Consider the following 12,698-nt stretch of genomic DNA (forward strand, 5'->3'; position numbering starts at 1 on the left):
AACTTTTTCAAAATTATTGACGCCGCGCGTCGCCCATGCCGGACAGATGACAAAACGATGTTACAGGCTTCCGTCCTGCTTGGCGGCACTCCGCCGGATTCCGATCTGCGGGAGCTGCGGCACGATCATGCCCGCAAGCATGAACAGGCAGCCGATGACGCCCCGCGCGCCCAGCACTTCGTGCAGGATCCAATATCCGCCGATCACCGCGAATACCGTCTCCATGCTCATGATGATCGCCGCCTGCGTCGGATGCGCATGCTTCTGGCCGATGACCTGCAGCGTGTAGGCGATCCCGACCGAGCACAGCCCGCCGTACAGAATCGGAATCGCCGCCTGCGACAAGCCGGTCACGTCGATCTTCTCCGTTGCCGCCGCCACGATGAAGCTGAGCGCCGAACACGTGACGACCTGAAAAAACGACAGCTTGATCACGTCCGCCGTACGGGAGAATTTGTCGATGATCAGGATATGCGCCGACCAGAAGAACGCCCCGACAAGCTCGAACACGTCGCCCTTGCCCAGCGTCAGATCGCTTTTCACGCACAGCAGATACAGCCCGACCACCGCCACGACCGCGCCTGCGGCGCCGTTCAGATGAAGGCGATGCTTCAGGAACAAGCCCAGGAACGGCACGATGACGATGTACAGCCCCGTGACGAACGCGGCCTTCCCGGCCGTCGTGTAGATCAGTCCGATCTGCTGCAGGGACGACCCGCAGAACAGGATCAGCCCTGCCAGGAACCCTGCAACGGCCGAGCCTTTGACGGACGCCCGGATTGCCGCCCGCGATTGTCCGGATCGCTTGTCCAGCCAGAGAATGAGCGGAATCAAGGATAACGCGCCGAGCGCGAATCGCACCGCGTTGAAGGTAAAGGGGCCGGTGTGCGCCATCCCCTGCCGCTGCGCGACGAACGCGAACCCCCAGATGCATGCGGTAATGAGCAGGAACATGTTGGATTTCAATTGTTGGTGTCTATGCATATGACGTCGTCTCTCCCGGTCGTTCTGATCGAAATACCCCCTAACCTTAACAAAAAAGCCTGCACCTTGATACAAGGGATTTTCAGCCAGTTGGCCGGCCGGCCGCATCTGGGCGGCATTCGCGGACCGGTCGATTCGCGCGGAATCTCTTGCGCCCGCAAGCGTTGGCTGAATTTGTTCGTCGAGTAACGGGCAAAGGCCGGGCATCTCCTTCGAGGAGGCTCCCGGCCCTTGTTATCCATTGATCCGCATTCGGTACGATTACCGCTGGCTCTGTTCCGCTTTCATGGACCACGCTTCGACGTCCCACGTCTTGGTGACCCAATCCTCGTAGAACTCCGGCTCGTGCGAGACGAGCACGACGGTGCCCTTGTAAGCCTGGAGCGCGCGCTTCAATTCGGCCTTGGCGACGATATCCAGATGGTTCGTCGGCTCATCGAACAGAATCCAGTTGCTTTCCTGCATCATCAGCTTGCACAGCCGAACCTTCGCCTGCTCGCCGCCGCTGAGCTGGTTGAGCGGACGCGTGATATGCTCGTTCTTCAGCCCGCAGCGGGCAAGCGCCGCCCGTACCTCGTGCTGGTTCATCGAGGAGAACGCATCCCATACGTCCTCCAGCGGCGTCATCGTCGGCGCCTTGGCTTCCTGCTCGAAGTACGCGGGCGATAAATAGTCGCCGAGGTACGTCTGGCCCTCGAGCGGAGGAATCACGCCGAGAATCGTCTTCAGGAGCGTGGATTTGCCGACGCCGTTGCAGCCCACGATGGCAATTTTGTCGCCGCGCTCGATAATCATGTTCATCTTGGGCAGCAGCGGCCTCGTGTAGCCGATGACCATGCCCTCCGTTTCGAATACGGTCTTGCCGCTCGACCTGGACTCTTTGAAGTTAAAGGTCGGCTTGGCCGCTTCCTCCGGCTTGTCGATGCGGTCGATGCGGTCGAGCTGCTTCTCGCGGCTCTTCGCGCGTCCGGAGGTGGACGCGCGCGCCTTGTTCTTCTGAATGAACTCTTCCTGCTTCTTGATATACTCCTTTTGCTTCTCGTAGGCGTCGATGTGCTGCGCCTTGTTCAGCTCGGACATCTCCAGAAACTTCTCGTAATTGGCCGAGTACCGCGTCAGCTTCGTGAACTCCAGATGGTAGATCACGTTGACGACCTGGTTCATGAAGCCCGTTTCATGCGAGATCAGCACGAAGGCGTACGGATAATTCTTCAAATAATTCGTCAGCCAGTTAATATGGTCTTCGTCCAAATAGTTGGTCGGCTCATCCAGCAGCAAGACGCCCGGCTTCTCGAGCAGCAGCTTGGCGAGCAGCACCTTCGTCCGCTGTCCGCCGCTCAGCGCCGTGACGTCGCGGTCAAGGCCGATCGCATTGAGGCCGAGCCCGTTGGCCATCTCGTCGACCTTCACGTCGATGAGATAGAAATCGCCGATCTCCAGTTCCTCTTGGATCTCGCCCATGCGCACCAACAGCTGCTCCAGCGCATCCGGATCGGCATCGCCCATTTGCGCCGCGATCTCGTTGAGCTCTTCTTCAAGGACGAGCAGCGGCAAGAACGCGTCCTTCAGGACGTCGCGGATGGTTTTGCCCGCTTCCAGCTTCGTGTGCTGGTCCAGATAGCCGTAACGAACGCGGGGCGTCCACTCCACCTTGCCTTCGTCCTTCAACAGCTTCCCCGTCAAAATGTTCATCAGCGTGGATTTGCCCGTACCGTTCGCGCCGACCAGCCCGACATGCTCGCCGTCCAGCAAGCGGAAGGACACATTGCGAAACAACACCCGATCGCCAAACGTATGCGATAACTGCTCAACCGTCAGCAAGCTCATTGGTTTCTTTATCTCCATTCATGAATGTACCGTAGTGAAGTCCCGCCAACCGCGGGATTTGCCCGTTTCATTGTATCATAAAAAGCGCGGATTGAGACTGGCGATGTGCCTGGAGGCTTTTCCCGGCGCGGATGCAAAAACGGAGCATGGCGATAAGCTCGCCATGCTCCGTGCTCCGTACGGAACTGCACATGCTGCCGGTCGGCCTAACCGGCGATTTTCGTTCCTTTTCGGAGATCCCATCCGAATTGGAGCGGAGGGAGCAGCGTGCCGTCCTTGCTCGTCTGGCTGTAGCTGTACAGAATGGTGCCGTACCCGAGGGAATACGATTCGACGCCGTCCGCGAAGGAATAGGATTTCACCGTGACGTCGGTCAGCTCGATCGTCAATGGCGCTCCCTTGGTCGCCTCGTTCGTGAACGCGAACTTCGCCGTCTTGAGATGCTTGCCGGTGATGGCCGCGGACATCATGCCGAGCGAAGCAGCGTCCGTTCTCTTCGCGAATTTGATATCTTCGAACATCGTCTTCCCGGACGGCGAAGCGGCGGATGAGGATGCCGTCCCCACGGAAACGATATTGAATGCCACGTCTTCCACCGAAATCCACTTCTCGTAGCCTCTGGTTATGGACTCTCCGGAGATGCCGTCCAGCTGCAGATACACGGTTTGCGCCGAGAATTGCGGCTCTGCCGTCGCCTCCGAGCCTCCCGTTAACCCGGCTGCCAGCGCGATCGCGCAGACGATCAGGAGCGCGGCGACTTTCTTGAACTTGCGTGCGAACGAATGAATCATCATAATCCCCCCACGTTTACGTTCGGATGTAACTAACCGTTTCGCGATACAATTCGATGCAAACATTTTCGATCTCGATACAGAACGTATTATATCGGAAAGCAGCGCCTGCTGTAAATGAAGTTCTGCCGCGCTTGCACCGGTTCGAACTCCGCGAGGCGGCACGACCGTCGTTCGGTCCCGCCAACGGCAAAAACCCCCTTCGGAAGCTCGACGGAGCTCAAAGGGGGTGCTTGCCATGTCCGAATGCATAACCCGCTGGCGATTCTCCGCCTACTTCGCTGCGATCCGATCCTCCGCTTCCACTTGGGCAAAATAATGCGCGCTGTCCACCATCGGCGTGCAGTCGGAATGGTCCCCGGCCAGCGCGATCTCGAAGATGAAATCCTTGCCTTGCACGAGCGGCTTCACCATGCGCCAGTCGATTCTCCCCTGGCCGAGCGGCAGCGAGTCGTGTTCGATCCCCATGCTGTCGACCAGATGATAATAACGGGCGTAAGCTTGCGTACGTTCGAGCACGTCCCGAAGCCGACCGTTATCCCCGCCGCACGCGATAAACGCGTGACTCACGTCGACGTTGAGCGGAAGCTCGAGCGGCACGATCAATTCCTCGATGAGGTAAGGATTGCCGTAAGAGAACAGCCCTTCGGTCGAATCCTCCCATACGAAGACCTCCCGCGCGTAAGCCGCGACGGCACGAATTTCTTCGCGCAGCAGAATGGTGCGTTCCCGTGTAATATCCGTGCAGCTGTCCGTCCGGGCGTAGTGGGCATGTATGACGCACGCGGCGCGTTCTTCTCTGCAGATGCGCGCAAGCAGCTCGGAGGATTCATGGTAATAGCGACGCACATCCGGGTTGCCGCTCAAGATGTCCAAATACTCGCCCCGGTACCGCGGCGGATGATGCAAATACGGTTTGACGCCGCGCCGATGAAGCTGACGGATGCGGTCCCGAATGAGATCGGGGGACTCAAGGTCTTGCTCGCTCAAATAGAATTCCATGATATCCGGGTCGTACGACAGCCGGTTGTCCACGTTCTTCTGCTCCAAATTTCCCTTTAAACGCATATAGTTCACTTGGCCACCTCCGTTTCCCATGTTACCGCAGCCATGTAAATAGAAGATTATCGTCCGCCGCGGCTCCTGTTTTCTTTTCGCGAACGGGGATGACTTGCCGCGGGCTTCACGGGTGGCCTGAATGCGGTCAAATATACCGCTTCCATCTAGTTACTCACCCACGCCAAGCCTATCGGTTGCGAATATCTTGTGGAAGCTCACACACTATTCCAATATAGGGAGTGATAGCCGTGCCCGGCCTGTTACGCACAGTCAACGGAACGACCGCCCTTTTCGCGACCGCGAGCATACGATCCAAGCAAGAAGGCATCTTGAGCGCGAACGTCGAGTTGGTCGCGAACCCCAGCCGCGGCGTCTCCGACTTCATCTTGAACATCACGCAAAACGCGTGCAACCTCGCCACGATCAAGATCGTATCGCTGACGCGCACCAGCAGCAGACTTACCGCATCCTTCGGCAAACAAGTGAAGGGCGCCTCCAGCGCCAACATCCTGCTCCGCGACAAGAACGGCAAGCTCTCCGCCAGGGGATTCATTAACAAGAAAGCGATCGTGCCTATCAAATTCGGCTGCGGCTGCGGCTGCAAGAATGGCGGCTCGTGCTCGGATTCGACCAAAGTCCGCTTCAAAGACGGCTCGACCTTGAAGGTCAGCATCGACCGTTCGCTCGAGCTTGCCCTTAAGCGGCTGTTCGCGAAGCTCGCGCGCGAGATCAAGAAGCTGATTCCGAAGAGCAGACGCAGAGCCGCGGCGCCCGATCCCGGTTGCAGAGATAATTGCGTTCGGATCGGCAACGCTTGCCGCGCCGCTTGCGGCATCTTCGCCGCCTTATGCGCGCCGATCTGTCTCACCGCGCAGACGGTCTGCATCATACAGTGCGGCTTTTAATAGCGCTAACCATTCCAAGCGCCTAGGCGGATGCGACGGCATAATCAAATACGGAGCAGCGGCGGTTCTCCGCCCTGCTCCGTATTCGCCCGCTGGGTCCGCTTGTCTTGACGCCACGGTTATAACTTCCTCTACTGGGCAATATAGCTGAAGCGATGGCCGCCTCGGGTTAAGCTGCGCGCCGCGCGAACTCATTCGGCAACTTGGAGGTTATCATCATGGCCATTCGACGCTCGGCGATCCTATACGGCGTGCTTTGCGGCACGCTGCTGCTCGCAGCCGCGCTCCCCGGACAAGCTTCCGCTCATCCAGTCCCGCAACCTGCACGATTAAATCCCACGCTTGCATTCATTGGATCGACAACGTCTCGGCATGGACAAGCCGCCGTCGACGCCGTGCAAGGGGATGCTTGGTTTGACAATTACACGTTCCGCAGCGGCGAGACGCTCGAACGCCTGCGCATCCATTACGCAACTATGGGAACGCCGCACCGCAACGCCCATGGCGACATCGATAATGCCGTGCTCGTTCTGCACTGGACCGGCGCCGACAGCAGGGCTCTGCTCGCTCCGAACTTCCGGAAGGCGCTGTATGATCCCGGAAAACCGCTCGATGCCCGGCGTTACTATCTGATCTTCGTCGACAACGTCGGACACGGACAATCGAGCAAGCCGAGCGATGGCCTCAGAGCCGGCTTTCCCAACTACGGCTACGGCGACCTGGTCGACCTGCAGCATAAGCTCGTCACTGAAACCTTAGGCATCAAGCGGCTCCATGCCATCCTCGGCATGTCGATGGGCGGCATGAACGCTTGGCAGTGGGCCGAAGCTTATCCCGACGCCATGGACGGGGTCATGCCGGTCGTGTCGTTCCCGATCCAAGTATCGGGCCGCAATCTCTTATGGCGGCATATCGTGACCGACGCGATCCGTTCCGACCCGGAATGGATGGGCGGAAACTATACGAAGCCGCCGCGCGGCTGGCTGCAGAGCTATGCGGTGCTGCGGATGATGATCGACGGCGTCGCCCATCTGCAAGAGACCTTGCCGGACGGCGCCGCGGCGGACGAATTTCTCGCGGAGACCCGCAAGCAAGCAGCCCTGATCGATGCCAACGATATGCTGTATTCGTTGAAATCGTCTGCCGACTACAATCCCGAACCTGGCCTCTCGTCCATCAAAACGAAGCTGTTCGCGCTCAATTTCTCGGACGACGCGTTCAATCCCGAAGAGCTCCGCGTCCTCGAACGCCTTGTCCCCAAGGTCAAGAACGGCCGGTTCTTCGTGCAGCCCGGATCTCCGATATCGCGGGGGCACTTGACGATGGCGCAGCCGGAGCTGTGGTCGCGGCATGTCGCCGCATTCATGCGCTGGCTTGGCGATCCGCCGCCGGGCGCAGCGAAGATGAACCGATCCCGAAAATAACAACCCCCCTTAAACGAAAGCAAAAATACACCGCCTAGGCAAATTCGCCGGCGATGTATTTCTACGTTCAGCACTGCTATCCAGCTTACGCGATTGCGAGCTGATCCGGCCAGCAGAGTGACCAACGTTACCCGCCGACAGGATCCGTATTCATCCCAGGACTACTTCATGGCCGGGAGATTCTGTCTCACTTCAACTGCGTTCACGGGAGCCCGGGCCGCCCACGCCAGCGCGGCATCCAGATCCGGTACGTCGATGACGAAGAACCCACCAAGCTGCTCCTTCGTCTCGCTAACGGGCCCATCCTGCACAAGCATCGTTCCTTCGCTTCGCTTCACGGTCGCGGCCGTCTCCGGCGCATGCAGGCCGAACCCGCCGACCACCACCCCGGATTCGCGCAAGGCATGCACATAATGCGACCAAGCTGCCATATAGTCCTGCTGTTTGTCCGGGTCCTTGCGAGCGGCGAAATCCTCCGTGCTTTCGAATAACATCAGCGTGTACTGCATGCTTCAAGCTCCTCTCGTCGATTGCGCGTTTATTGGACGTACATACGTATGTCGATTTCGGAAGGCGGATTTCTACATGGCGGTCAAATTTTTTTTGTATCGCATAACTAGGAGCACATCGCCTTCTTAGAAGGTTTGCGTTTCCGATTCAACGATGATACGGCCCTCCCCTTGTACGCTAAGCTCGTACTCATACATTCGATCAGCGCCTAGATGCCTCCTTTATTTCAAGCCGGCGACGCCATACCGATTTGCGGCCATAAAAAAGAACACAGCGATTGCCGCGCTGTGCTCGTATTGGACATTTCCCTTGGTGCCGGAAGGCTCCCGGTTCGTTCCCGTCCGCTGCCGCAATCTATTCCCCGCATTACGAATCCGGCCATTCCGACGACCCTCACGAACGAACGACCGCTAGTCCTCAACCGATACGCCGTACTTCTCCGCGACCTTCAGCAAATGACTCTCGACGTTCTCGTAGTCTCCGACGTTGTTGCTTGCGATGACGACCGGGTCGTCGATCCCTCTGATGTGCAGCTCGATGCTCTTCACGTTGACGGTCCATAACAGCTTCCTGACGGAGGATTCTTCCTTCTTCAAACGGTCCAGCCTGCTGTACTCGATTCTCCTTGGCGCCTTTTCCTTCTCCAGCGTCAGCACCATTTCCGCGGCATCCAAGTTAATATCCACCACTTTCGGCATGCGTATCACCTCCAGTCGGTTTCCTCAGGATGAAAGCTTATGTTTCCATCCCCATTGTATGACGCGAATGCCGAAATATACCTTTACCTATGAAACAATGCGGACGCCGCGATCCCCAAGTATTCTCTCAAGCACGCGCTGAGGCTATCCATCGCGGCAGAGGAGGGGCTCCATTTGTTCAACGCGTAGCTCGCGCGCCGGCTTACCCTATAGTCGTCCGGATAAGGAACGACGGCGATCCCCGCTTCCCGAAAGTCCATCACCGACCGCTTCATATGAAAAGCGGACGTCACGAGAATCGGTCTCGTCAAATGCCGGCGCGCCAGCAGCTCCCCCGTGAACGCGGCGTTCTGCGCGGTATTCAGGGAACGGTTTTCGACCAGGATCCGATCCGCCGGCACCTTCAGGCCGATCAGCTGCCGCTTGGCAATCTCCGCTTCGTTGCCGCTATCGGCAAACACTTTGCCTCCCGAGAACAGGATAGGCAGTCCCGTCTGCTGGTACAGCCTCGCGGCGGTCAACAGCCGGTTCCCGGCCATTCCGTAGAGGTTGCCGACGCCGTCGATATCCGGCGTATCGACGGTCGCCCCGCCGCCCAGCACGACGATGACGTCGCCGTCCGCCTTGCTCGGCGGCGCATAGCTGTTCTCGAGGCTGCGCATGAGACCGTCGCTGATCGCGCTGATGCTGCACAAATAGAGGACCAAGGCGAACGCAAACGCCCCGATCGCCGGCGCTTTGTTGCGCTTGATCCACAGCCATACGCCGGCCGCCGCCAACAAGACGATGAATAAGCCCGGAGGCAGCACGAAGCTGTATAGAAATTTAATCACGTAAATCAAGAGGATCACTTCCCTTTGTCCGCTGGCCTTAACCTGCTACGAACGCATTTAATATAGTAAACAACCCCGCCGAGCATAGGCCTCCGCAGGCCGGACGTCTATTTCTTCCTACTATCCCTTATATCATATATCAGCAGCATCTGGCCGCGCATAAAAAAACATCGCCGGGCTCGGATTAGAAGCCCTGACGATGCAGATATGCTTAATGCCGTTATTAGTTTAGGGCTGCAACGAAGTCTGAATCTCGACGACGGTGCTGTCGTAGCCGCTGCCGTTCCATACCGAGTAGGACAGCTTGTCGCCCGAAGCGCTCCACGAGGAGTGCGCGGCATTCTCGACGTCGGCTGCGATACGGGTCGCTTCGCCGGACAACAGATCATAGACGTACATGCCTTTGACCGCCGCGCCGTTTACTTCCGCTTGCATGCTGTACGCGATCAGCCGCTGATCCGCCGACCAAGAGATGCCGCCAAGCTCCGCGCCTTCCGCGATCGTCTTCGCGTTCCCGCCGTCCAGATCGCACAGCACGAGCTTCGCTTTGGAGCCGTCGTATTGCTTCACCAGCAGCTGCTTGCCGTCAGGCGAAGGAATAACGCTGCCCACCGAACCAAGCCCCATATCCTTGGTTTTCTTGGTATTCAGGTCGAGCACCTTCAGCGTTTCATCCGCATTGGAGTTGTAGTAGATGCTGCTGCCGAGCTTGGCTACGATAATCAGCGCGCCTTCGTTCAATTCCTCCAGCGCGGCGATATCGCCTGTCGCGGTTGCCGTGTAAGCACCGCCGGCATACGAAGCCCCGACGATGGTGCCGTCATCCGCCCATGCTGCGCTCATGGCTCCTCCGATGGGATCGCCCGCCAGGCCGAACGACTTCAGCGTTTCCAGATTCAACACATAATATGCGGGATCGCCGAGCGCATACGCCTGGTAGAGCAGAGACTTTTTGTCCGGCGACAAGCTGGCGCCCCCCAAGAACACGTTCTCCTGTTCCTTCAACGGCACGAGCTCCCCCGTCTTCAGATTGAATCGGTACAGGCTGCGCGGATAGGAATCCGACAGCTCCTCCAGCTTCATCTTCGCCAAGGAATCGTTCTCCTTGGACACAATGGCCGTATCCTCGTCCAGCCAGTCGAAGATCTCCATCTTCTCGTACGTCTTGATGCCGCCAACCGTGATGGCCGGACCGGCCGTCGGCGTCTTGCCTTCGTTATCGATCACCGTGATGGTTTTCCCCGGCTCGTGAATGACCTGGCGGTTCCCTCCGTTATTTTCGCTGCAAGCGGTGAGGGCAAGCAGCAATGCGGGTACGCATGCCATGATGGCTAATTTTGTTTTGTTCAATGCGATCGCCTCCTTGATGCTTACAATACCGATTGCATATTTCGAATGAACGAAGGATTGTTTCCAAGTTGTAAACAATCTTATCGAGATTGACAAGGGAACGCGAGTCGGAACGTCGTGCCGCTGCCGTCCGATTTCACGAGGGAGATGCTGCCTCCCTGCGTCTCGGTGTACCGCTTTGCCAACGACAGCCCCAGTCCGGCGCCGCCGTACGCCCTGGATCTGTTCTTATCCACCGTGTAGAACGCGTCGAATATTTGATCCGCGACCTCTCCCGGAATGCCGATCCCCGTGTCGGCTATGTCGATGACGACCTCGTTGCCGCGGACGAAGTTGCTGACGCGGATGCGGCCGTCCGCCTTGTTGTATTTGATGGCGTTGTCCAGCAGGTTCGCAAGCACGATATTCATGTAATCCTTGTCGGCTTCGATATAGGCTTCGTGCAAATCCGTTTCCAGCGCGAGGCCGAACTTCTCCGCTTTCCCCTTCAGGCAGTCCAGCGCCGCCTCGATCGTCGCCCGTACCTCGAGCCGTTCCTTGTTATACTCGAAATCGTACTTCTCCATCGCGGACAACTGCAGCACCTTCTCCACCATCTCGTAGAGGCGCTGCGTCTCTCCGGCGATATGGGTCTTGGCCGTGGCCAGCAGCTCCTCGTCATCCGGATACATGTCGAGCAGATCGAGATAGGCTTTAACCGACGTGAGCGGCGTCTTGAACTCATGCGTGACATTGCCGATGAATTCCTTCTGCTGCCGGTCCAGCTCCGATAGCTTGCGCACCGCCAGCGCCAGCTTCTCCCGCTCCTCGTCCTTGTCGCGCATCGTGGCCATGAGGCGTTCGCTCATGGCGGCAATGCCCGCGCCGAGCTCCCCGATCTCGTCCCTCCGCTTCATGTGAGGCACCGCAAACTGTCCCTCCCGGATACGGCCGACCGTAACGTTCAGCTTAATGATGCTGCGGGCGAAGGAGTTGAAGAACCAATACCCCAACAGAAAGCTGAGCACGAACACGCCCGCTCCGATATAGATGAACAATCGCTTGATCTCGTCGTAGAATGCCTGATGATCTTGGAGCGAATAATCGAACTGGACGACGCCGACCTGCTTGCCCTCGATGCGCAGCGGGGTTAAATAATACATGGACGCCCCTTCTACCAGATAGGCGGTCTTGTTGTCCAGCGCATACGCCAGCGTCTGCTTGATGCCGGCGGATGGAGGAGCCGCGTTCCTCTTCCCGATAGCGGCGCCGCTCCCATCGTACAGGACGACGGGCTGGCCGCTGATCTGCTCCAGTTGCTTGGCGAACGCCGCGCCTTCGGTTTCCAGGAAGTTCTGGGGCACTTTATTGGACTGCTCCAGGATGGATTGTCTGAGATAAACGTTCGCCGTGTCGGCTTGCTGGGCGAGGAGCCGCTCCGCCTGCGCCCGCTGATTCCGCTCGATGCCCTGCAGGACCAGCAGGCTCAGCACGAATACCGTGAGCAGCAGAAGCAAGACGAGGAACAAGCTGAACTTCAGCTTGATGCTAACTCTCACCGTGTCCTCCGGACGCCCTGTAGCCGATGCCGTGGACGGTTTGGATCATGTCGCCGTAGTCGGGTCCCAGCTTCTTGCGCAGCCGCTGCACATGAATGTCTACCGTGCGCGTCCCGCCGAAATAATCCATCCCCCACACCAGGTCCAGCAATTGCTCCCGCTCGTACACCCGGTCCGGATTGGCTGCCAGCAGCGCGAGCAGATCGAATTCCTTGGGCGTCAGCTCCAGCTTGCGTTCGCCCGCCATCACCGTCCTGCGCGCGACATGCACCTTCACGCCGCCGAGCTGAAGCTCCTTCGGCTCCTTCTTCTCGCCGGCAGTCTGTATCCGTCGAAGCAAGGACTTGAGCCGCGCGAGCAACTCCCGCATGTCGAAGGGCTTCGTTATATAGTCGTCGGCCCCGAGCTCCAGCCCGAGCACCTTATTCACGATGTCTTCCTTGGCCGTCAGCATGATGACGCCCATGCTGCCTTTGTCCTGCAGCTTCTTCAGCACGTCGTAGCCGTCCATGCCGGGCAGCATCACGTCGAGAATGATGGCGTCCGGACGCGTCTCGCCAAGACGCTGCGCGGCGAGGTCTCCGCGATCGATGACCTCCACCGCGTAGCCTTCGCGCTTCAGGGCATAGGCGATCGCGTCCGCGATCGCTTTCTCGTCTTCGATGACCATGATCTTTGCCTGCATGGCATTCACCCCTGCCCCATGTCGTTATTGGTGCTTTTATTATAAGGGTATTTTGGAGTGGAACCAAAATGCCGGCTTGCCGAGCATCGTTGCT

General features: G+C 58.4%; 12 protein-coding genes. 2 read left to right on the plus strand and 10 right to left on the minus strand.

Features of this window, described 5'->3' with window-relative positions:
* Positions 1 to 60 precede the first annotated feature (60 nt).
* The 4 genes from GT019_RS25220 to GT019_RS25235 all read right to left on the minus strand — a co-directional run bounded on the left by GT019_RS25220 (position 61) and on the right by GT019_RS25235 (position 4,670).
* Positions 61 to 984 (minus strand): DMT family transporter, encoded by a 924-nt coding sequence (locus tag GT019_RS25220; RefSeq protein ID WP_161746203.1) that lies wholly within the window; start codon positions 982 to 984, stop codon positions 61 to 63.
* A 261-nt stretch (positions 985 to 1,245) separates the two neighbouring features.
* Positions 1,246 to 2,811, minus strand: coding sequence for an ABC-F family ATP-binding cassette domain-containing protein (locus tag GT019_RS25225; protein ID WP_161746204.1), 1,566 nt, complete (start codon positions 2,809 to 2,811; stop codon positions 1,246 to 1,248).
* Positions 2,812 to 3,017: 206 nt separating this feature from the next.
* Positions 3,018 to 3,602 carry an Hcp family type VI secretion system effector gene (locus GT019_RS25230; RefSeq protein WP_161746205.1) on the minus strand — a complete coding sequence of 195 codons (585 nt, stop codon included), beginning with the start codon at positions 3,600 to 3,602 and terminating at the stop codon, positions 3,018 to 3,020.
* Positions 3,603 to 3,875: 273 nt separating this feature from the next.
* A complete protein-coding gene (locus GT019_RS25235; RefSeq protein WP_235949300.1) occupies positions 3,876 to 4,670 on the minus strand; it encodes a TIM barrel protein in 795 nt (264 codons plus the stop codon).
* Positions 4,671 to 4,909: 239 nt separating this feature from the next.
* Here GT019_RS25235 and GT019_RS25240 point away from each other — a divergent pair, with 239 nt between their 5' ends.
* Together GT019_RS25240 and GT019_RS25245 are read left to right on the plus strand one after the other, a co-directional pair.
* On the plus strand, positions 4,910 to 5,566 hold the full coding sequence (locus GT019_RS25240; RefSeq protein ID WP_161746207.1) for a hypothetical protein: 657 nt from the start codon (positions 4,910 to 4,912) through the stop codon (positions 5,564 to 5,566).
* 218 nt (positions 5,567 to 5,784) lie between these two features.
* Complete coding sequence (locus GT019_RS25245; protein WP_161746208.1) at positions 5,785 to 6,990, plus strand: alpha/beta fold hydrolase; 1,206 nt, start codon at positions 5,785 to 5,787, stop codon at positions 6,988 to 6,990.
* A 161-nt stretch (positions 6,991 to 7,151) separates the two neighbouring features.
* On the opposite strand, the gene GT019_RS25250 is transcribed toward GT019_RS25245, so the two are convergent.
* The 6 genes from GT019_RS25250 to GT019_RS25275 all read right to left on the minus strand — a co-directional run bounded on the left by GT019_RS25250 (position 7,152) and on the right by GT019_RS25275 (position 12,604).
* Positions 7,152 to 7,499, minus strand: a complete 348-nt coding sequence (locus GT019_RS25250; RefSeq protein WP_161746209.1) for a YciI family protein — start codon at positions 7,497 to 7,499, stop codon at positions 7,152 to 7,154.
* Between the two features lie 411 nt (positions 7,500 to 7,910).
* On the minus strand, positions 7,911 to 8,198 hold the full coding sequence (locus GT019_RS25255) for a hypothetical protein (RefSeq protein WP_161746210.1): 288 nt from the start codon (positions 8,196 to 8,198) through the stop codon (positions 7,911 to 7,913).
* 83 nt (positions 8,199 to 8,281) lie between these two features.
* Complete coding sequence (locus GT019_RS25260; protein ID WP_161746211.1) at positions 8,282 to 9,040, minus strand: YdcF family protein; 759 nt, start codon at positions 9,038 to 9,040, stop codon at positions 8,282 to 8,284.
* A gap of 219 nt (positions 9,041 to 9,259) precedes the next feature.
* Positions 9,260 to 10,381 carry a TolB family protein gene (locus GT019_RS25265; RefSeq protein WP_161746212.1) on the minus strand — a complete coding sequence of 374 codons (1,122 nt, stop codon included), beginning with the start codon at positions 10,379 to 10,381 and terminating at the stop codon, positions 9,260 to 9,262.
* 80 nt (positions 10,382 to 10,461) lie between these two features.
* Complete coding sequence (locus GT019_RS25270; protein WP_161746213.1) at positions 10,462 to 11,919, minus strand: sensor histidine kinase; 1,458 nt, start codon at positions 11,917 to 11,919, stop codon at positions 10,462 to 10,464.
* Complete coding sequence (locus GT019_RS25275; RefSeq protein ID WP_161746214.1) at positions 11,909 to 12,604, minus strand: response regulator transcription factor; 696 nt, start codon at positions 12,602 to 12,604, stop codon at positions 11,909 to 11,911. Before GT019_RS25275 ends, GT019_RS25270 begins: the two co-directional genes overlap by 11 nt.
* Positions 12,605 to 12,698: the final 94 nt, after the last annotated feature.

Source organism: Paenibacillus glycinis, assembly GCF_009909185.1.
GTDB lineage: Bacteria > Bacillota > Bacilli > Paenibacillales > Paenibacillaceae > Paenibacillus_Z > Paenibacillus_Z glycinis.

Coding starts and splice junctions, on each gene's coding strand:
- GT019_RS25220 (WP_161746203.1), bottom strand. CDS start 984: ATGCATAGACACCAACAATTGAAATCCAACATGTTCCTGCTCATTACC.
- GT019_RS25225 (WP_161746204.1), bottom strand. CDS start 2,811: ATGAGCTTGCTGACGGTTGAGCAGTTATCGCATACGTTTGGCGATCGG.
- GT019_RS25230 (WP_161746205.1), bottom strand. CDS start 3,602: ATGATTCATTCGTTCGCACGCAAGTTCAAGAAAGTCGCCGCGCTCCTG.
- GT019_RS25235 (WP_235949300.1), bottom strand. CDS start 4,670: ATGCGTTTAAAGGGAAATTTGGAGCAGAAGAACGTGGACAACCGGCTG.
- GT019_RS25245 (WP_161746208.1), top strand. CDS start 5,785: ATGGCCATTCGACGCTCGGCGATCCTATACGGCGTGCTTTGCGGCACG.
- GT019_RS25250 (WP_161746209.1), bottom strand. CDS start 7,499: ATGCAGTACACGCTGATGTTATTCGAAAGCACGGAGGATTTCGCCGCT.
- GT019_RS25255 (WP_161746210.1), bottom strand. CDS start 8,198: ATGCCGAAAGTGGTGGATATTAACTTGGATGCCGCGGAAATGGTGCTG.
- GT019_RS25275 (WP_161746214.1), bottom strand. CDS start 12,604: ATGCAGGCAAAGATCATGGTCATCGAAGACGAGAAAGCGATCGCGGAC.